This is a genomic window from Sphingobium salicis subsp. salicis, from assembly GCF_049472635.1.
Lineage (GTDB): Bacteria > Pseudomonadota > Alphaproteobacteria > Sphingomonadales > Sphingomonadaceae > Sphingobium > Sphingobium yanoikuyae_A.
Map to the genome: position 1 here is coordinate 4,801,781 of NZ_JAYRCS010000001.1, position 18,443 is coordinate 4,820,223.

Sequence of the window (18,443 nt, forward strand, 5' to 3'; positions counted from 1 at the left end):
CTTGGAAGTCCGCGCGTCGCTGCGCTATGGGGTGGCGTGTCAGCGACGAAACGAATCCAGGCGTCGATGAACCGAGTCCCCGAACTGTCATTTACCCTCTTGCGTGTCGGCGGGGCTGTGGCACTATCTGTGGTATCGGGACCAAGGGGGTCACCCAATAGATTGTGATTGCATTGTCGGACCTGCTTCCGGCGATACGGGGCTTTTGTCCTTGCGATCGGATCGGTTGACCCCATTTCTGTCCCGGCCCGATCGGGTTCATGCTATGATGCCTGGGTGCGCCCCGGCATCGCTGGACCGAATCGAACGGAACAGGAACAATCGGGGGCTCGCATGGACTTTCGAGATAGTGAACAAGGTGGAAACGGCGACGTGGCGACGGTAATGGACGAGCGTATCGAGGATCTGGTGGACAAGGCCGAGCCCAAGGCTGCCAAGGGCAAGGCGACCGAGTCCGCGTCGTCCAAGATTCATGAGCGTCGCTTTCATGTCGTGACGGATTCGTCGCGCGATGCGCTGCTGACCGAATTCGGCAAGGACACGCTGAACGATCGCTATCTGCTGCCCGGCGAGAGCTATCAGGATCTGTTCGCCCGCGTCGCCGCCGCCTATTCGGACGATGCCGACCATGCGCAGCGCGTCTATGACTATATCTCCAAGCTCTGGTTCATGCCGGCAACGCCCGTGCTGTCAAATGGCGGCACCGGCCGAGGCCTGCCGATCAGCTGCTATCTGAACTCGGTCGACGACAGCCTGGAAGGCATCGTCAACACCTGGAACGAGAATGTCTGGCTCGCCTCGCGCGGTGGCGGCATCGGCACCTATTGGGGCAGCGTGCGCGGCATCGGTGAGCCGGTCGGCCTCAATGGCAAGACCAGCGGCATCATCCCCTTCGTCCGCGTGATGGATTCGCTGACCTTGGCGATCAGCCAGGGCTCGCTGCGTCGCGGCTCGGCCGCCTGCTATCTCGACGTCTCCCACCCGGAGATCGAGGAGTTCCTGGAAATCCGCAAGACGAGCGGTGACTTCAACCGCAAGGCGCTCAACCTGCACCATGGCGTGCTGCTGACCGACGAGTTCATGGAAGCGGTGCGCGACGGCAGTGATTTCAACCTGCGCAGCCCCAAGGACCAGTCGGTGCGCGGCACCGTCAATGCCCGCGCCCTGTTCCAGAAGCTGGTCGAGGTCCGCCTCGCCACCGGCGAGCCCTATATCGTCTTCTCCGACACAGTGAACCGGATGATGCCCAAGCATCACCGCGACCTGGGGCTCAAGGTCTCGACGTCGAACCTCTGTTCGGAAATCACCCTGCCGACGGGTCGCGACCATCTCGGCCAGGATCGCACGGCGGTCTGCTGCCTCTCCTCGATGAACCTGGAAACCTGGGATCAGTGGAAGGATCACCCGACCTTCGCGGAAGACATCATGCGCTTCCTCGACAATGTGCTGCAGGACTATATCGACCGCGCCCCGCCGGAAATGGCCCGCGCCAAATATAGCGCCAGCCGTGAACGCTCGGTGGGCCTGGGCGTCATGGGCTTCCACAGCTTCCTGCAGGCACGCGGCATTCCGTTCGAAGGCGCCATGGCCAAGTCGTGGAACCTGCGCATCTTCAAGCATATCAATGCCAAGGTGAACGAGGCGTCGATGATGCTGGCGCAGGAGCGCGGGCCGTGCCCCGACGCGGCCGACCAGGGCGTGATGGAGCGCTTCTCCTGCAAGATGGCGATCGCGCCGACCGCGTCGATCTCGATCATCTGCGGCGGCACCTCGGCCTGTATCGAGCCGATCCCGGCGAACATCTACACCCACAAGACGCTCTCGGGCAGCTTCGCGGTGAAGAATCCCTATCTGGAAAAGCTGCTGGTCGAAAAGGCCAAGGATTCGAGCGCTGTATGGAACTCGATCCTGGAACGCGGCGGTTCGGTCCAGCATCTCGACTTCCTCACCCAGGAAGAAAAGGATGTGTACAAGACCAGCTTCGAGATCGACCAGCGCTGGCTGCTCGAACTGGCGGCCGATCGCACCCCCTATATCGATCAGGCCCAGTCGCTGAACCTGTTCATCCCGGCCGATGTCGAGAAGTGGGATCTGCTGATGCTTCACTTCCGCGCCTGGGAACTGGGCATCAAGTCGCTCTATTATCTGCGCTCCAAGTCGGTGCAGCGCGCCGGCTTCGCCGGTGGCGTGGAAGCGGACAACACGATCGACGCCCCCAAGTTCGAGATCGGCGAGACCACCGACTATGACGAGTGCCTCGCCTGCCAGTGATGTGACGTCCTCCTCTCCCCTTGTGGGAGAGGAAGGGGCCCGCGCCGCGCAGCGGCGTGGGAAGGTGAGGGGGAAGGCCCCGAACCCGACGATTGCCCGCGCCCGTGAATTGCGCCGTAACGCAACCGACGCTGAAAAGCGCCTCTGGGCGCAGCTCCGCGACGGTTGGCCCGCCGCGAAATTCCGTCGCCAGGTGCCGATCGGCCCCTATTTTGCTGATTTCGCGTCGCATGCCGGCCGCCTGATCGTGGAGATTGATGGCGGCCAGCATGAGGAGGCAACGGATGCGGCCCGCACGGCCTTCCTCCAGGGGGAAGGCTATCAGGTGATCCGCTTCTGGAACCATGATGTGATGCAGAATGTCGAAGGCGTGCTGGCGGCGATCGCGGCGGCCTTCACCCCTCACCCTCCCGTCGCTGGCGCGACGGGCCCCTCCCTCTCCCACAAGGGGAGAGGGGCAGGTACAGATTTCGCGGAGTAACCCATATGCCCCTTCTTCAAGCCTCCAAGGTCTACAAGCCCTTCGAATATCCCTGGGCCTATGAATTTTGGAAGCGCCAGCAGCAGCTCCACTGGCTGCCCGAGGAAGTGCCTCTGGGCGAGGATTGCCGTGACTGGGCGCAGAAGCTCAGCGACCATGAGCGCAACCTGCTGACCCAGATTTTCCGCTTCTTCACCCAGGCCGACGTGGAAGTGCAGGATTGCTACCACGAGAAATATGGCCGCGTGTTCAAGCCGACCGAGATCAAGATGATGCTGACCGCGTTCAGCAACATGGAAACGGTCCATATCGCCGCCTACTCGCATCTGCTCGACACGATCGGCATGCCCGAAAGCGAATATTCGGCCTTCCTCCAATATAAGGAGATGAAGGACAAGCACGACTATCTCGCCCAGTTCGGCGTCGATACGGACGAGGATATCGCCAAGACGCTGGCGATGTTCGGCGGCTTCACCGAAGGCCTCCAGCTCTTCGCCTCCTTCGCGATGCTGATGAACTTCCCGCGCTTCAACAAGATGAAGGGCATGGGCCAGATCGTCACCTGGTCGGTCCGCGACGAGACCCTGCATTGCGAGGGCATCATCAAGCTGTTCCACAGCTTCGTGAAGGAACGCGACTGCCTGACCGCGTCGGTCAAGGACGACATCATGGACATGTGCCAGAAGACCGTCCGGATCGAGGACGCGTTCGTCGACCTCGTCTTCGAAATGGGTCCGGTGCCCGGCATGACGCCCAAGGACATCAAGAAATATGTCCGCTACATCGCCGACTGGCGCCTGGGCCAGCTGGGGCTGAAGCCGATCTACATGATCGACGAGCATCCGCTGCCCTGGCTGACCCCGCTGCTCAACGGCGTGGAGCATGCCAATTTCTTCGAAACCCGCGCGACCGAATATTCCAAGGGCGCGACCCGCGGCCAGTGGAACGACGTCTGGGACGCGTTCGACCGCCGCAAGAAGCTCAAGGGCGCCGAAGCGGCCAATGTCGACGAAAGCGATCCGGACATGTTCAAGGCCGCCGGCATCGCGGCGGAATAAGATCACAGCGCGACGCGCCATGCGCGTCGCGCTGTGATCAAGCCCGCGCGGCGCTGACGCGTTTAAGGCTGCTGATCAGCCAGCATCACGGCAGCTTGCAAAGGGCTTTCGACCTGTTCGAGGGGAGGGGAGGCGCGGGGAGCGCCTCCCCTTTTTTGTGCGCTGCTGGAGCGCCCCGCATCGCGTCCATAACGGACCAGTCTCGCGCCGGAATGGCGATGCCCTGGGCTATGGTCCGGTCATGACCAGCCCCGTCGATCCCCCATCTCCGCCATTCTACGTCTTCGTCTGCAATGTCTGCGGCAGCGATCAGATCACGCGCGAAGCCTGGGCGGCCTGGGATGTCGCGACCCAGGCCTGGATTCTCAACACGGCCTTCGACTTTGCCTATTGCCATCGCTGCCTGGGCTATGCGCAGCTCGACCGGCTGCTGCTGACCAGCCCGCCATCCGGCTTGCCGTCCCGCGCCCCGGCCTTCCCGCCCGCCCCGGCCTTCCCGCCCGCGCCGGGCTGATCGACGTGGCGGGCGTGACGCTTCCTTAACCGCCGCCATGCCAGACCGGCCGCCATGTTCGGCGTCCGACTCCGCTCCCTCTTCACCAGCCGCTGGATGGCCCTGCTCTGGGCGATATTGGTGCTGCTGAGCGCGATCCAGTTCGTGGGCAGCGATGGCGGTGATCAGGCCGGCGCGGATCAGGCCGCGACCGCGGCGCTGGACGGCCTCGACAACAGCCAGCGCGCCATCATCGCCAACGCGCTCTGAAAGGCACGGGGCGGGCGTCGCGGGCGCGCTGTCCTATTCCTTCCCGCCGGCCTATATTGCCGTCCGGCGTCGGGCCTGCCTTTGACGCTCACTTGTTCCAAAATGACAAGGGTTGGAAATTAAATGTCGGAATGTGCGGGAAATATGCGAAGTTAAGCGCAGCATTTCCTATTTCGAGGGAGGGGTGCTGCGCTTGGTCTCGTCATTCTGTTTCGATCATGCAACATTGTTCCCGGCAAACTGTTCTGACCCGCATCCCGTCGATGCGGAAAGTGGAGGACCGATGCGATGCCCAATGCCCTGAAGGCCATGATCGCCACGCTCGCCCTTGGGGCGATGGCCATTTCCACCCTGCCTGCTGCTGCCCAGCATCGGCCGAACGATCATCGCCCCGGTGGCAGCCAGCATGGCCGTCCCGGCGGTTCCAACGCGCATCGGCCGCCCAGCCATGGCGGCAATCATGCCCAGCGACCGCCGTCGCGCCCTGGTGTCGGTCGGCCGCCCCAGCCCGGCCGGCCGGGGGCAGGCCGCCCGCCCCAGCCGGGCCGGCCCGGCAATGGTCGTCCGCCCCAATATGGCCGTCCCGGCAACCATCGCCCGCCGCCGCCCCGTGGCAACTATCGCCGGCCCGGACCGCCGGTCTATGCCTATGACTGGAACCGGCCCGATCCGCGCTATGGCGGCCGCTATCGCCCCGACCGCTATTATCGCGGCGGCTATGCGCCGATCCGGGTCGACCGCAGCATGCGCATCTATCGCGGCTATGACGACCGCTATTATTGCCGCCGTTCGGATGGGACCACCGGCCTCATCATCGGCGGCGCGATCGGCGCGCTGATCGGTGGCCAACTCGATCGCGGCTATTCCAACACGGCGGGCATATTGATCGGCGGCGGCGCCGGCGCCCTGCTCGGCCGCGAGATCGACCGCGGCAGCCTCAGCTGCCGCTGATCGGAAAAGGGGGCGAAGACACCCCCTTTTTTCAGCACCAGGGGTGGCGGCGTCCGTCCCAGGTCCGGGCCAGCCCTTCGTCCACCAGCTGCTGGCCGATCGACTGGCCATCACGCGTCACGATCCGCAGCGCTCGGCCATATTTGTCGGTCGCCCGCCCGTCGATCTCCAGCGAGAAGGGGCCGGCGTTCATCAATTGCTGCAACCGGCTGGTCGCCCGCGCGCCCAGCGCGCCTTCCTCCGGGCAGCGCGGCCCATGGGTTTCGGGCGTATCGATGTCGGCGATCCGATATTTTTCGCCCCGGAACCAGAAAGTGTCGCCATCGACGACGCAATTGGTCCCGCCGCCGCTATGGCAATAGCCGAAATCGGCCGACAGCTGGTCAGCGCTGGCACTCGACGGCGCGGTGCCGGTCGACGCCGTCGGCATCGCGATCTCGGGCGCCAGCCGCGCCCACCAGTCGGGCGCCTGCCAGCCGATCATCATCCCCAGCGCCAGCACCAATCCAAGCGTCTTGCCGCTGAAACCGCTGCGCTGGGTCGCGGGGCGACGAAAGCGCGCCTGTCCGGCACGCGCGGCCTCCCGGCGCCAGAGTGTGTCGATGCGGTCGGGGGTGAATCGGTCGGGGCGTCTGGACATGGCGCGCCCCTAGCAGGTTCAGGAAAAACAGAGGGTTAAATCTGATCCGGCTTGTCGCCATTTCGGGGCGAACCGGCGTTTGATCGGGATCAATGTGGGAAGCGCAGGGGATGCGCAGGGTGCGCCGGCCTCAGCCCATGGAGATTGCCGCATGAACGCCGCCGCGCCGCCCAGCCCCTATGTCCGCATCGGCGGCGAACCGGTCGTCCGCGCCATCGCAGATCGTTTCTATGACCTGCTGGAAAGCGACCCGGCCTATGTCGAGCTGCGCGCCGTTCATGCCGCCGACCTCTCCGTGGTGCGCCACGGCCTCACCCGCTTCCTGTGCGGCTGGTTGGGCGGCCCACGCGACTGGTTTCAGCGCGGCACCTGCATCATGTCGCTGCACCGCGCCTTTCCGATCACGCCGCAACTGGCCGATCAATGGGCGACCGCAGCCGCCTGCGCGATCGCCCTGCAGGAGGATGTCGACACCGACATCGCCGACGCCATGGCGGAAGCGCTCGGCCATATGGCCCGCGGCATGATCAATTTCGGCCTCGCGCCAGCACAGGCGCACCCGGCCTAGCGGCTAGTCGTCATCCTCGTTGAGGATTTCGTCCTCCTCGCCATCATCCTCGTCGTCCATGCGCGGCTCGCCGTCGAACGCGCCTTCATCGATCCAGCCGGATCGGTCCATCTCGTTCATCTTGTCGACCAGGTCGGGGACATCGTCGGGGATGATCTGCGCCGGGTTGCTCCGCCCGCCATGCTCGCTCTCTTCGCTCAGGTCGCTGGTCCGGCCCAGCGCATCGTCGGCGACGTCGTTCGCCTGGGTGCCGGCGTCGGCCTGTTCGCTATTCTCCTCACTCTCGTCGGGGAAGGGGCGATTGTCGGACATCGTCATGGCGCGTCTCCTTGCAGGGGCATGTCCCCCTCCAACGATCACCCCATTTTCCCGTTCCGCGCAAGCGCATCCGGAAACGCACTGGACAGCGCGGAACCAAGGGGGCAAAGGCCGTCGCGATCCTTTTCGCCCCGATCCTTTTCGCATCGCAACAGGAATCCCTCCATGTCCCGCCAGCTCATTTCCTCCGGCTCGCCCTTCGAGGCGCAGGTCGGCTATTCGCGCGCCGTCGTCCAGGGCGACTGGTGCTTCGTCGCCGGCACCACCGGCACCGATCCCGAAACCAAGATCATGCCCGAAAGCGTGGTCGATCAGGGCGTCAACGCGCTCAAGGTGATCGGCAAGGCGCTCGAAGACGCCGGCTTCTCCTTTGCCGATGTCGTTCGCGTCACCTATTATATCACCGACCCTGCCTATTGGGACGATCTGGGCAAGGCCACCGCGCCCATCTTTGGCGAGATCCGCCCGGCCGCCAGCTGCGTCGTCGCTGGCCTCATCAAGCCGGAGATGAAGATCGAAATCGAAGTCACCGCCTTCAAAGGGTAACAGGGACACAGCATCATGATTACCATGTACGGCATCAAGAATTGCGACACGATCAAGAAGGCCCGCAACTGGCTGGACAATGAGCGCGTCGCCTATAATTTCCACGACTATAAGGTCGCCGGCGTCGACAAGGAAAAGCTGGAGGAATGGGTGATGGAACATGGTTGGGAAACCATCCTCAACCGTTCCGGCACCACCTTCAAGGCGCTCGACGCGGGGGACAAGGCGCATATCGACGCGGACAAGGCGATCCTGTTGATGATCACCAACCCCTCGATGATCAAGCGCCCGATCCTCGACACCGGCAAGGGTACGGTCGTCGGTTTCAAGGCGACGACCTATGAAAACGCGCTGAAAGGCGTGATGGCGTGATCGGACGGGGGCTGCTGGGCATCGGGGCATTGCTGATGATGGGCCTGCTCCCCCTTTCCGCCGTCAGGGCCGCCGACCCGCTGATCATCGCGCATCGCGGTGCCAGCGGAGAGCGGCCCGAACATACGCTCGCCAGCTATGAGCGGGCGATCGATCAGGGTGCCGACTATATCGAGCCTGATCTGGTCCTGACCAGGGACGGCGTGCTGGTCGCCCGGCACGAGAACGAGATTGGCGGCACCACCGACGTCGCCGACCATCCCGAATTTGCCGATCGAAAGACGACGAAGACGATCGACGGCGTCGAAATGACCGGCTGGTTCACCGAGGATTTCACCCTCGCCGAACTGCGCACCCTGCGGGCGCGGGAACGGCTGCCTGATCTGCGCCCGGCCAATGTCCGCTTCAACGACCTTTATCTCATCCCGACCTTCGAGGAGATATTGAAGCTGGTCCGCGCCAAGGAGGCGGAGCAGCATCGGCGCATCGGCCTCTATCCCGAAACCAAGCATCCCAGCTATTTCGCCGGCATCGGCCTGCCGCACCAGCAGGCGCTGCTCGATCTGCTCGGTAAATATGGCTACACCAATGCCGACGATCCGGTCTTCATCCAGTCGTTCGAGGTCGGCAATCTGAAGGCCCTGCATGAAGCGACCCGCCTGCGCCTCATCCAGTTGGTCGATGCCGAAGGCGGCCCCGCCGATGAACCCGGCACCAGCTATGCCGACATGATGAGCGTCTCCGGGTTGGAGGCGATTGCCGGCTATGCCACCGGCCTCGGTCCGTCCGCCGCCATGGTGCTGGCGCCCGAAGGGGCGACCGCGCTGGTCGGTCGCGCCCATGATGCCGGGCTTCAGGTTCATATCTGGACGCTGCGGATGGAAAACAGCTTCCTGCCCGACCAGTATAAGCGACCGGATGATCCGCAGGGGCGGGGCGACTTTGCCGGCTATGTCCAGGCGATCGCCGCGACGGGCGTCGACGGCATTTTCAGCGATTTCCCCAGGCAGGCGCGCGACGCTCTGAGCAACGCGCAGCCCTGATCGGCAACATCGCATAAATTAAAGCGGATTTTCCCTTCTCTACCCTGCGGCTCGACTTGCCAAAGCCGGGCCGCAGGCGAATAACGAACAGACCATGCTGTCCCAGAAGACCCGTTACGCCATCCGCGCGCTCCAGCATCTTGCCGACCGCTATCGCCAGGGGCCCGTGCCCCTCAACGAGATTGCGACGCGCCAGAACATCCCGGCGAAATTCCTGACGGTGATCCTGTCCGAATTGTCGCGCGAAGGGCTGGTGGCGACCCAGCGCGGCCGTGACGGCGGCTATTGGCTGGCGCTGGCGCCGGTAGACATCAGCTATGGCGACATCGTCCGCCTGACCCGCGGATCGCTCGCGCTCACCCCCTGCGCCAGCCGTTTCGCCCATGAAAGCTGCACCAACTGCCTGCCCGAAAGCGAATGCCGCCTGCACCGGGTGATGCTGCGCGTCCGCGACGAAACCGCCAAGGTGCTCGACAGCATCAGCCTCGCCGAACCCTTCGCGGCCGAAGGGTTAGGGTAGGGCGCCGCAGGAGCAGGTGTGCGGGCGCCCTTGCGCTCGCCCCGCCGCTTCGCCACATCGACAGCATGACCACGCCGCCGCTCAAAGCCGCCCTGATCCCCGTCACCCCGCTGCAGCAGAACTGCACCCTCTTCTGGTGTACGGAAACGATGCGCGGCGCCTTTGTCGATCCGGGCGGCGACCTGCCGGTGCTGAAGAAGGCGGCGGCGCAGCATGGCGTCACGATCGAGAAGATCCTCGTCACCCATGGCCATATCGACCATTGCGGCCAGGCCGGCGTGCTGGCCCGCGACCTCGATGTCCCGATCGAAGGGCCGCATGAGGAGGATCGCTTCTGGATCGACCGCCTGCCGCAGGATGGCGAACGCTGGGGCATTCCCGGCGAGAGTTTCGAGCCGAGCCGCTGGCTGGTCGATGGCGACCAGGTGACGGTCGGCCATCTGACCTTCGACGTCTATCATTGCCCCGGCCACACGCCGGGCCATGTCGTCTTCCACCATGCGCCGAGCCAGCTCGCGATCGTGGGCGACGTGCTGTTCAAGGGCTCGATCGGCCGCACCGACTTCCCGCGCGGAAACCATCAGGACTTGATCGACGCGATCACCGGCAAGCTCTGGCCGCTCGGCGGCCAGACCGCCTTCGTCCCCGGCCATGGTGAGATGAGCAATTTCGCCTATGAACGGCGCACCAATCCCTATGTGGCCGATTCCGTTCTCGGTTAAACGCGCGCCATCGCCGGCGGGGCGGGCACGGCGCGAGTCGCGCCATAGGCGACATAGAGCGCCGCGACCGCCAGGCCGAGCATCACGATCCAGGTGAGCAGCGCGCCGCCCGCGCGCCAGACCGTCGGCTTGTCCGCGTCCATGCCAAAGCCATGGGCGATTCGCGCCAGCGCATAGATCATCGCCCCGATCCACAGCCACAGCGGCGCGCCGATCGCCATTTCGATCAGGCCGAAGAGAATCAGCACGATCGGCGTATATTCGATGAAATTGGCGTGCGCCCGCATCCGCCGGGCCAGCAGCATGTTCCCCGAGTCGCCGTGCAAAAGCTTCGCGCCCACGCGGATTCGCGCGCAGCGCACCGCCAGCCAGAAATTGATGAGCGCACAGGCCGCAGCCAGTGTAAGCGTGATCGGCAGCAACATGGGCATCCCCCTATTCGACGGGCCGCCACCATAGGCGCGGCGGGCCGGCGGGCAAGGAAGGACTTGCACCATCTGCAAAAACGGCTATAGGCGCAGGGCTTCGCGATCAACCGGGCCGCATGGTCTGCGGCACCCGTGCCGTCGGCGTCTCATTTGGAAACCGGCCAGTCGCATAACCAGATTTAATTACGGAAACAGGTGCCGACATGGCTGTCCCCAAAAGGAAAACTTCCCCGTCCAAGCGTGGCATGCGTCGCAGCCACGATTCGCTGCGCGTCGAAGCATTCCAGGAATGCTCGAACTGCGGTGAACTGAAGCGTCCCCACAATCTGTGCGACGCGTGCGGCCATTATAACGGCCGCGAAGTCATCGCCGTCGGGGCGTAAGACTTTTTCGATCTCCGCAAAGGGGTGATCTCAGTGTCCAGCCAACCGCGAATCGCAATTGACGCGATGGGCGGGGATGAAGGCGTGCGGGTGATGATGGCAGGCGTTGCGCTTGCCCGTCGCCGGCACGAAGGACTCCGCTTCACCCTTTTCGGCGACGAGACCCGGATCAAGGCGGCTCTCGACAACCACCCCAATTTGCGGGCGGCGTCGGAAGTCGTGCATTCCGACACGATCGTCGAGGGCACGGACAAGCCCAGCGTCGCGATTCGCAAGAAGAGCAGCTCGATGAGCATGGCGATCAACGCCGTGAAGTCGGGTGATGCCGGTGCGGCGGTTTCCGCCGGCAATACCGGTGCGCTCATGGCGATGGCGAAGCTGGCGCTGCGTACCATGCCCGGCGTCGATCGGCCTGCGCTGGCAGCGATGCTGCCCACCCTTGGCGATAATGATGTCGTCATGCTCGACCTTGGTGCCAATACCGAGTGCGATGCGCGCAATCTCGTCCAGTTCGCGGTGATGGGTGCGGCCTATGCCCGCATCGCCCTCGATCTGGAGCGGCCGCGCGTGCGCCTGCTCAACATCGGCACCGAAGAGCTCAAGGGCACGGACGAGATCCGTGACGCCGCCGCCGTGCTGCGCGCGGCCGATACCCTGCCATTCTCGTTCGACGGCTTTACCGAAGGCGACAAGATCGGCCGCGGCGAAACCGACGTGATCGTGTGCGACGGCTTCTCGGGCAATGTCGCGCTCAAGACGGCCGAGGGCACTGCCCGCTTCGTCGCCGACCTGCTGCGCCGCGCCTTCTCCAGCTCGCTGCGGTCCAAGATCGGCTTCCTGATCTCGAAGCCGGCGATGCACCTGCTCAAGCATCATCTCGATCCCAACAATCATAATGGCGCCGTCTTCCTCGGCCTCAACGGGGTCGTGGTGAAGAGCCATGGCAGCGCCGATGCCAAGGGCGTGGCCAATGCGGTGCATGTCGCCGCCCGCCTGCTGGAAGAGGATATCACGCGACGCATCGCCGCCGACATGGCCGGGGTGCAGGATCTGTCCGCCGTCGCGTCCAAATTGGAGCTGCCCGTCAAGTGATGCGTCGATCCGTTCTCCTGGGCACGGGCTCGGCCCTGCCCGCACGCGTCGTCACCAATGCGGAGCTGGCGCAGACCGTCGACACCAGCGACGAATGGATCGTCGAGCGGACCGGCATTCGCACCCGCTACATCGCCGGCGAGGGTGAGACCACGACCACGCTGGCGACCGATGCCGCCAAGCGCGCGCTGGAGGCCGCCGGTCTCGCCGCGCAGGATATCGACCTCATCATCCTGGCGACCGCCACCCCGGACCAGACTTTCCCCGCCAGCGCCACGCTGGTGCAGGCCGCGCTCGGCATCGATGACTGCGTCGCCTTCGACGTCGCCGCCGTCTGCTCGGGCTTCCTCTATGCGATGACCGTCGCCGATTCGATGATCCGCTCGGGCGCGGCCCAGCGCGCGCTGGTGATCGGCGCGGAGACTTTCAGCCGCATCCTCGATTGGGAAGATCGTGCGACCTGCGTGCTGTTCGGCGACGGCGCCGGCGCCGTCGTGCTCGGCGCGGAGGAAAGCGCGGACGGCCAGCGTGGCATCCTCGCCGCCAAGCTGCATGCCGATGGCCGCCACAACCAGCTTCTCTATGTCGATGGCGGTCCTTCGACCACCCAGACCGTGGGCAAGGTCCGCATGAAGGGGCAGGAAGTCTTCCGCCATGCGGTGGTGAATCTCGCCACCGTGCTCAAGGAAGTGATGGCGATGGCGGAAATGACGCCCGCCGACATCGACTGGCTGGTGCCGCACCAGGCCAATGCCCGGATTCTCGACGCGACCGCGCGCAAGCTCAAGCTGTCCCCGGACAAGGTCGTCGTCACCGTCGACCAGCATGCCAACACCTCGGCCGCCTCGGTGCCGCTGGCGCTGGATGCGGCGACCCGCGATGGTCGGATCAAGGCCGGCGACCTGATCGTGCTGGAAGCGATGGGTGGCGGCTTCACCTGGGGCGCCTGCGTCCTGCGGGTCTGATACGACGGCGAAACGATCGCCCCTACGTATCTGACCTGCTTGCCGAATCACCCAACATGCATCACATTTGTGTCGCATTCATTTGCCTTGGCAGATGATGCAGGGGGGCACATTGGGGATTTGCGATGACCGGCACTGGCACACTGACCCGCGCTGATCTGGCGGAGAGCGTCAATCGTCACATTGGCTTGTCCCGCGCGGAAGCGGCGGCACTGGTCGAATCGATCCTGGAACATATGTCGACTGCGCTGGAGCGCGGCGAAAATGTGAAAATTTCGAGTTTCGGTACCTTCGTCCTGCGCGACAAGAATGAGCGCATGGGGCGCAACCCGAAGACCGGGATCGAGGTGCCGATCGAGCCGCGCCGGGTGCTCACATTCCGCGCGAGCCAGACGATGCGGGACCGGGTTGCCTCGACCTGAGGCAATTCGGTCAGCTTTTGTAATATTGGCGTATATTTACCGTAGTTGACCTTTACGGGACTATGGGTGCAACATTGCGCCCATGGAAAAGGCCGAGGGCGCATTTCTGACCATCAGCGAACTGGCGACAGAGCTGGGTCTTGCCCAACATATTTTGCGCTATTGGGAAACCCGCTTTCCGCAATTGCGTCCGCTCCAGCGATCGGGCAACCGGCGCTACTATCGTCCTGCCGATGTGGCGCTGGCACGGCGCATCAACCAGTTGCTCAATGTCGAGGGCTTCACGGTCAAGGGCGCGCAGAAGGCGCTGGCCGATGGCACGGAGGATATAGCGGTGGATCCGCTGCCCGCCGCGACGCCGGAGCCGGACCTGATCGCGCGGCTCGAAGCCATCCGGGCCGATCTGGCGCGCGCCTTGGGTCGCTGATCGCGATCAGAGCGTCCGGGCATAGACAAGGTCGCGGAACGGCACGTCCCCGACCATGAAGGTCAGTTCGCCGATCTCGACAAAATCATGCCGGGCATAGAAGCGCCGCGCCCGATCATTCTGTGGATAGACGGCCAGCAGCAGCCGGCGTGCGCCGCGTCGCCGGGCCTCCGCCAGCACCAGCGCCATCAGCGCGTCGCCATTGCCACCGCCCTGCCATCCGCTCAGCAGATAGATGCGCTTGAGTTCGACATCCGCCCGATCGTCGGTCGGCACCGGCAGGTCGGGCGGGGTGATCAGCGCATAGCCGACCGGCGCGCCCAATGGCGTCTCGCCGATCAGGATCGTCTGGGCCGGATCGGCGAGGGCTGCACGATAATAATCCTCGCCATGCGCCTTGCGAATATGGGTGACCAGCGCTTCGCCGGGATGGTCATGGGCAAAGCTGGCCAGGAAAGTGGCGCCGCCCAATATCGCCAATGCGGCGGCATCGGAAGCGACAGCCGGCCGCCAGTGAATCGGCGTGGTCAAGCTCAGCGCGATCCCGGACCCAGCGCCGGGTCCAGGTCGCGGGGGCGGGTGAAGCTCAGCAATGTGCCGCACTTGTCCGTCGTCGCGTCCCACTGGTCGATCGCAAGTTCCATCACCGCGATGCTGGCGGTGGGGAATTTGATCTCCACATCCTCGCGCAGCGGATTGGCGCCATCGTCGGGGACCAGGCTCAGGATCAGTTCCTCGAAACCGGGATTATGCCCCGCCATCAGCACGCTGTCCGCCTCGTCCGGCAAATCGCGCAGCACGTCGATCAGGGTCGGGGCAGAGGCCAGATAGATGCGCCGGTCCCAGCGGGCGTCCAGCGTTTCGCCATAGCCGGTGAAGAAGGTGTCGAGCGTCTGGACGACGCGGGCAGCGGGGGAGGCGACCAGCAGGTCGAACCGCATATCCTTGCGCGCGGCGAACTGGCCCATCAGCAGCGCGGCCTTTTCCCCCCGGCGATTGAGCGGCCGATCGAAATCCCGCGCGACCGGATCGTCCCAATCGGACTTGGCATGGCGCAACAGGGTCAACCGCTTCATTCTCGCTCCAGCTCCTCGCGCCTTGTCGCGGCGGAATATTTCCTGCCGACTCGCAAAAACGCAGAAAACAAAGGCGCCGTGCCCTGTCGGGTCACCGCATGCCGGGTTCGCTCCCCTGATGCCCTAACGTTGTTCGGTCGCCAAGACCAGCGTCCTGCATGTCCCGCGCCTGCATCTTTGCGCTGACGGCGATGATCGCCTCGTCCAGCGTCAGCCGGCGGATCGGCGTGCCGGGCGGGAACGCGCTCAGCAGCCGGCTCGGCATGGCGGCGGACAGGATCACGAAACTGCCCTTGTCCTCGGCGCGTCGGATCAGCCGGCCGAACGCCTGCGCCAGACGCGCGCGGATCAGCCGGTCGTCATAGGCGCTGCCACCCCCCGCCAGGCGCCGGGCGGCATGCAGCACGGTCGGCTTGGACCAGGGCACGCCCTCCATCACCACCAGCCGCAGCGAATGGCCGGGCACGTCGACGCCGTCGCGCAGCGCATCTGTGCCCAGCAGCGATGCGCGCGGATCGTCGCGGAAGATATCGACCAATGTGCCGGTATCCATCGGATCGACATGCTGGGCATAGAGCGGCAGGCCGGCGCGGGCGAGCCGGTCGGCGATGCGCGCATGCACGGCCCGCAGCCGCCGGATCGCGGTGAACAGGCCCAGCGTGCCGCCGCCCGATGCCTCGATCAGCCGGGCATAGGCGCCCGACATGGCGGCGATGTCGCCGCGCTTGATGTCGGTGACGATCAGCACCTCGGCCCGGCCGGGATAGTCGAACGGACTGGCCGCCTCGAACCGTTCGGCGCTGTGGGGCAGGTGGGTGACGCCGCTGCGGGCTTCGGCATTGGACCAGTCGCCGCCGCCCTTCAACGTAGCGGATGTGACGATCACGCCCTGCGCGGGTTGCAGCACCGCCTCGGCCAGCGGCCGGGTCGGGTCGAGCCAGTGGCGGTGCAGGCCGATATCATATTCGCGCCCCTCGACCCGGTCGACGGTCATCCAGTCGACGAAATCGGGGTCGGCCGGGCCGCCGATCCGCGCCAGCAGCGCCAGCCAGGCGCTGATCAGGTCGCGGCGCCAGCCGAGCGATCCGATCGCCCCTTCGATCCGCGCCCGCGCCGCGCCGTCGAGCCAGTCGGGCGCATCCTCCAGCACGGCCTCCAGCCGCTTCGACAGCCGGACAAGCGGCTTCAGCAGCGCATCGAGCGCGATCGCCGCTTCCTGCGCCGCCTCGACCAGCGGGCCATCGGGTTCGGCCAGTTCGGTTTCCAGCCCATAGCCGGCATCTGCCTCGCCGCTGTCGGCGGCGCGTGCGAAGACGGTGCCGCGCACCGTGGCGAGCAATTCCTCCAGCGGACCGAAAGGCTCACCTGCCACGATTCGCTTCAGCCAGTCGTCGGCCGGCAAAGCGCGCGCCGCTTCGACTGCCGTGCGGATCGCCTCGCCGCCTTCCTCGTCATAGCTGGCAAGGTCGGACAGGCGCGCCGCCAGGCCCCGGCGGCGGCCGCGCGATCCGCCTTCCGGCCCCATCACCCAGCGCCGCAGTTCGATCGCCTCCTGCCCCGACAGCGCGACCGAGAAGGTCGAATCGGCGGCGTCGAACAGATGATGACCCTCGTCGAAGACGATGCGTTGCGGGCGCTGCCCGGTCTCGCGGCCGCGCGCGGCGTTGATCATCACCAGCGCATGATTGGCGATGACGATATCCGCCTCGGCCGATGCCCGCGCCGACCGTTCGATGAAGCATTTCCGATAATGCGGGCAACCGGCATAGATGCACTCACCGCGCCGGTCGGTCAGCGCGGTGGAGCCGTTGCGCCGGAACAGGATGGGCAGCCAGCCGGGCAGGTCGCCGCCCACCATGTCGCCATCCTTGGAGAAAGCGGCCCAGCGGGCGACCAGTTGCGCCAATATGGCAGCGCGGCCGGCAAAGCCGCCCTGCAACGCATCTTCCAGATTGAGCAGGCAGAGATAATTTTCTCGCCCCTTGCGCACCACCACACGTCGCGCGGCGGTCGCGGGATCGGGGAAGAGGCGCAGCGATTCCCGGTCGAGCTGGCGTTGCAGCGCCTTGGTATAGGTGGATATCCACACCGTGCCCTGCGCCTGCGCGGCCCAGAGCGAGGCGGGGGCGAGATAGCCCAGCGTCTTGCCGATGCCGGTGCCGGCTTCCGCCAGCAGCATGTTGGGCTGGTCGCGATGCGTGCGCGGGCGAAAAGCCTCCATCGCGGCGGCGGCATAGGCGCGCTGGCCGGGACGGGGTTCGGCGCCCGGTCCGGTCAGGCTGTCGAGCCGCGCCAGCACTTCATCCTCCTCCATCGCCACGGTGCGTGGGGCAGGGCGGGGTGCAGCCTCCTCCCATTCGGGCAGCTTGGAAAAGAGCCAGCGTTCCGCCTCGGCCGGGCGGCTGATGCGCGGCGCGACCAGCGGCGACCAGGGCCAGCGCAGCCGGTGCAGCGCCTGCGCCGCGGTCCAGCCGCCTTCTCTTTCTTTCCATTCCGGGGAATCGAGCCGGTCGAGCAGGGCGCGCGCCGCCATCTGCAGCAGGGCCGGGATATCGCCTTCCTGAGCCGGTTGCGGCAGGTCCAGCGCCTCGGCCAGCCCCTTGGGCGTGGGCACCAGGAAGCGCGCGGGATGGACGAAGGCCCAGAGTTCCAGCAGGTCGAGGCCATTGAGATCGGGATAGCCCAGCCGCTGGCCGGTCAGCGGTGCATTGAGCAGTAGCGTCGGCGTCTCGGCGGTGCGGGCAATAGCCTGGCCCTTGGCGACGCCCATGGTGCGGCTGCCTTCGCGCAGCCAGATGCCGCCATGGCTGGCATGGAGAGCGGGCAGGGCAGCAGGATCGATCACCCGCCCGGCTTAGGGCAAGGCGAACAAAAGGGAAACCGAAATGCGCCGATCAACTGGTCCGGCGGCCAAAACCCATGGGACCGGAATAGGTGAAGGCGGGCGCAGCCGGTCGGGGCTGGAACGCCACCGGCGCGCGGCGGGCCAGGCGCGCCATTTCCAGCTGCTCGAACAACGGCCCTTCGGTCAGGATATAGGGAAAACGGATGCCCATCCGGTCCTCTTCCGACCAGCGCACCGTGCCGAACACGCTATAGCCATCAATATCCAGCTGACACTGGCTTCCGGTCGGCAGCGAACAGCCGACGACCTGCGCGCCCCCCGCGCTCAGATCGACGATCGTCCCTTCCAGGCTGTCGAGCACGGTCGTGATGGTGATCGCGATGTCGACGGGAATCCGTTCGCGGCTGCGGGGTGTCTGCATGGGAGCCTCCATATGACCAGACCATGGAGGAACAGGGTGAACAAAATCTAAATATGAAGCCCGGTTTAACGCGTTTTTGCCTCCAAAAGCCGTTCCCTTTCGCCCTTCGCGGCGGTAGGGGCTTTGGCATC

Annotated in this window: 24 protein-coding genes; 17 read left to right on the top strand and 7 right to left on the bottom strand. The window is 65.3% G+C overall.

All coding sequences use genetic code 11. The annotated features are described in order from the left end of the window. The first annotated feature begins 384 nt into the window (after window positions 1–384). The 6 genes from VHN57_RS23180 (at window position 385) to VHN57_RS23205 (ending at window position 5,524) form a co-directional block, all read left to right on the top strand. Window positions 385–2,271: a ribonucleoside-diphosphate reductase subunit alpha gene (locus VHN57_RS23180; protein WP_010336832.1), complete on the top strand. Its 1,887-nt coding sequence runs from the start codon at window positions 385–387 to the stop codon at window positions 2,269–2,271. A gap of 64 nt (window positions 2,272–2,335) precedes the next feature. Then, the gene (locus VHN57_RS23185) at window positions 2,336–2,752 is read left to right on the top strand and encodes an endonuclease domain-containing protein (protein WP_423285751.1); all 417 of its coding nucleotides are present in this window, start codon (window positions 2,336–2,338) and stop codon (window positions 2,750–2,752) included. A gap of 5 nt (window positions 2,753–2,757) precedes the next feature. Continuing rightward, the gene (locus VHN57_RS23190; protein ID WP_004209931.1) at window positions 2,758–3,810 is read left to right on the top strand and encodes a ribonucleotide-diphosphate reductase subunit beta; all 1,053 of its coding nucleotides are present in this window, start codon (window positions 2,758–2,760) and stop codon (window positions 3,808–3,810) included. 241 nt (window positions 3,811–4,051) lie between these two features. Next, a complete protein-coding gene (locus VHN57_RS23195; protein WP_423285754.1) occupies window positions 4,052–4,324 on the top strand; it encodes a hypothetical protein in 273 nt (90 codons plus the stop codon). 54 nt (window positions 4,325–4,378) lie between these two features. Beyond that, window positions 4,379–4,573, top strand: coding sequence for a hypothetical protein (locus VHN57_RS23200; protein ID WP_125988069.1), 195 nt, complete (start codon window positions 4,379–4,381; stop codon window positions 4,571–4,573). Window positions 4,574–4,861: 288 nt separating this feature from the next. Beyond that, window positions 4,862–5,524, top strand: coding sequence for a glycine zipper 2TM domain-containing protein (locus tag VHN57_RS23205; protein WP_423285756.1), 663 nt, complete (start codon window positions 4,862–4,864; stop codon window positions 5,522–5,524). A gap of 31 nt (window positions 5,525–5,555) precedes the next feature. On the opposite strand, the gene VHN57_RS23210 is transcribed toward VHN57_RS23205, so the two are convergent. Then, window positions 5,556–6,164: a thermonuclease family protein gene (locus tag VHN57_RS23210; protein ID WP_423285758.1), complete on the bottom strand. Its 609-nt coding sequence runs from the start codon at window positions 6,162–6,164 to the stop codon at window positions 5,556–5,558. Window positions 6,165–6,315: 151 nt separating this feature from the next. Between VHN57_RS23210 and VHN57_RS23215 the strand changes: the two genes are divergently transcribed. Continuing rightward, entirely contained in the window at window positions 6,316–6,732 is a 417-nt protein-coding gene (locus tag VHN57_RS23215) for a globin domain-containing protein (RefSeq protein WP_423285760.1), read from the top strand. A gap of 3 nt (window positions 6,733–6,735) precedes the next feature. Here the strand turns inward: VHN57_RS23215 and VHN57_RS23220 are convergent, their stop codons facing one another. Then, window positions 6,736–7,050 (bottom strand): hypothetical protein, encoded by a 315-nt coding sequence (locus VHN57_RS23220; RefSeq protein WP_017499116.1) that lies wholly within the window; start codon window positions 7,048–7,050, stop codon window positions 6,736–6,738. Window positions 7,051–7,215: 165 nt separating this feature from the next. Between VHN57_RS23220 and VHN57_RS23225 the strand changes: the two genes are divergently transcribed. The 5 genes from VHN57_RS23225 to VHN57_RS23245 all read left to right on the top strand — a co-directional run bounded on the left by VHN57_RS23225 (window position 7,216) and on the right by VHN57_RS23245 (window position 10,253). After that, window positions 7,216–7,596, top strand: coding sequence for a RidA family protein (locus VHN57_RS23225; protein WP_004209940.1), 381 nt, complete (start codon window positions 7,216–7,218; stop codon window positions 7,594–7,596). A 15-nt stretch (window positions 7,597–7,611) separates the two neighbouring features. Continuing rightward, on the top strand, window positions 7,612–7,968 hold the full coding sequence (locus tag VHN57_RS23230; protein WP_004209945.1) for an ArsC family reductase: 357 nt from the start codon (window positions 7,612–7,614) through the stop codon (window positions 7,966–7,968). After that, the gene (locus VHN57_RS23235; RefSeq protein WP_423285763.1) at window positions 7,965–9,011 is read left to right on the top strand and encodes a glycerophosphodiester phosphodiesterase; all 1,047 of its coding nucleotides are present in this window, start codon (window positions 7,965–7,967) and stop codon (window positions 9,009–9,011) included. The genes VHN57_RS23230 and VHN57_RS23235 overlap by 4 nt, the downstream gene beginning before the upstream one ends. 94 nt (window positions 9,012–9,105) lie before the next feature. Further along, complete coding sequence (locus VHN57_RS23240) at window positions 9,106–9,531, top strand: RrF2 family transcriptional regulator (RefSeq protein ID WP_004209947.1); 426 nt, start codon at window positions 9,106–9,108, stop codon at window positions 9,529–9,531. Between the two features lie 65 nt (window positions 9,532–9,596). Further along, a complete protein-coding gene (locus VHN57_RS23245; protein ID WP_287430697.1) occupies window positions 9,597–10,253 on the top strand; it encodes an MBL fold metallo-hydrolase in 657 nt (218 codons plus the stop codon). Here VHN57_RS23245 and VHN57_RS23250 read toward each other — a convergent pair. Further along, entirely contained in the window at window positions 10,250–10,678 is a 429-nt protein-coding gene (locus VHN57_RS23250) for an MAPEG family protein (protein ID WP_026108754.1), read from the bottom strand. The genes VHN57_RS23245 and VHN57_RS23250 overlap by 4 nt on opposite strands. Window positions 10,679–10,884: 206 nt before the next feature. On the opposite strand from VHN57_RS23250, the gene rpmF reads away from it, so the two are divergent. From rpmF to VHN57_RS23275, 5 genes are all read left to right on the top strand, one after another. Continuing rightward, window positions 10,885–11,064, top strand: coding sequence for a 50S ribosomal protein L32 (rpmF, locus tag VHN57_RS23255; protein ID WP_004209950.1), 180 nt, complete (start codon window positions 10,885–10,887; stop codon window positions 11,062–11,064). Window positions 11,065–11,130: 66 nt separating this feature from the next. After that, entirely contained in the window at window positions 11,131–12,156 is a 1,026-nt protein-coding gene (plsX, locus tag VHN57_RS23260; protein WP_010336845.1) for a phosphate acyltransferase PlsX, read from the top strand. After that, on the top strand, window positions 12,153–13,121 hold the full coding sequence (locus VHN57_RS23265) for a beta-ketoacyl-ACP synthase III (protein WP_026108753.1): 969 nt from the start codon (window positions 12,153–12,155) through the stop codon (window positions 13,119–13,121). The genes plsX and VHN57_RS23265 overlap by 4 nt, the downstream gene beginning before the upstream one ends. Before the next feature lie 125 nt (window positions 13,122–13,246). Next, window positions 13,247–13,543 (top strand): integration host factor subunit alpha, encoded by a 297-nt coding sequence (gene ihfA / locus VHN57_RS23270; protein ID WP_004209953.1) that lies wholly within the window; start codon window positions 13,247–13,249, stop codon window positions 13,541–13,543. A gap of 82 nt (window positions 13,544–13,625) precedes the next feature. Next, window positions 13,626–13,970, top strand: a complete 345-nt coding sequence (locus VHN57_RS23275) for a MerR family transcriptional regulator (RefSeq protein ID WP_423285768.1) — start codon at window positions 13,626–13,628, stop codon at window positions 13,968–13,970. 6 nt (window positions 13,971–13,976) lie between these two features. On the opposite strand, the gene VHN57_RS23280 is transcribed toward VHN57_RS23275, so the two are convergent. The 4 genes from VHN57_RS23280 to VHN57_RS23295 form a co-directional block, all read right to left on the bottom strand. Further along, complete coding sequence (locus VHN57_RS23280) at window positions 13,977–14,501, bottom strand: GNAT family N-acetyltransferase (RefSeq protein ID WP_125998394.1); 525 nt, start codon at window positions 14,499–14,501, stop codon at window positions 13,977–13,979. A 2-nt stretch (window positions 14,502–14,503) separates the two neighbouring features. Next, window positions 14,504–15,046 (bottom strand): SixA phosphatase family protein, encoded by a 543-nt coding sequence (locus tag VHN57_RS23285; RefSeq protein WP_010336850.1) that lies wholly within the window; start codon window positions 15,044–15,046, stop codon window positions 14,504–14,506. 91 nt (window positions 15,047–15,137) lie between these two features. After that, the gene (locus VHN57_RS23290; protein WP_423285771.1) at window positions 15,138–17,891 is read right to left on the bottom strand and encodes an ATP-dependent DNA helicase; all 2,754 of its coding nucleotides are present in this window, start codon (window positions 17,889–17,891) and stop codon (window positions 15,138–15,140) included. 49 nt (window positions 17,892–17,940) lie between these two features. Beyond that, the gene (locus tag VHN57_RS23295; protein ID WP_333884488.1) at window positions 17,941–18,312 is read right to left on the bottom strand and encodes a PilZ domain-containing protein; all 372 of its coding nucleotides are present in this window, start codon (window positions 18,310–18,312) and stop codon (window positions 17,941–17,943) included. Between the last annotated feature and the right edge of the window lie 131 nt (window positions 18,313–18,443).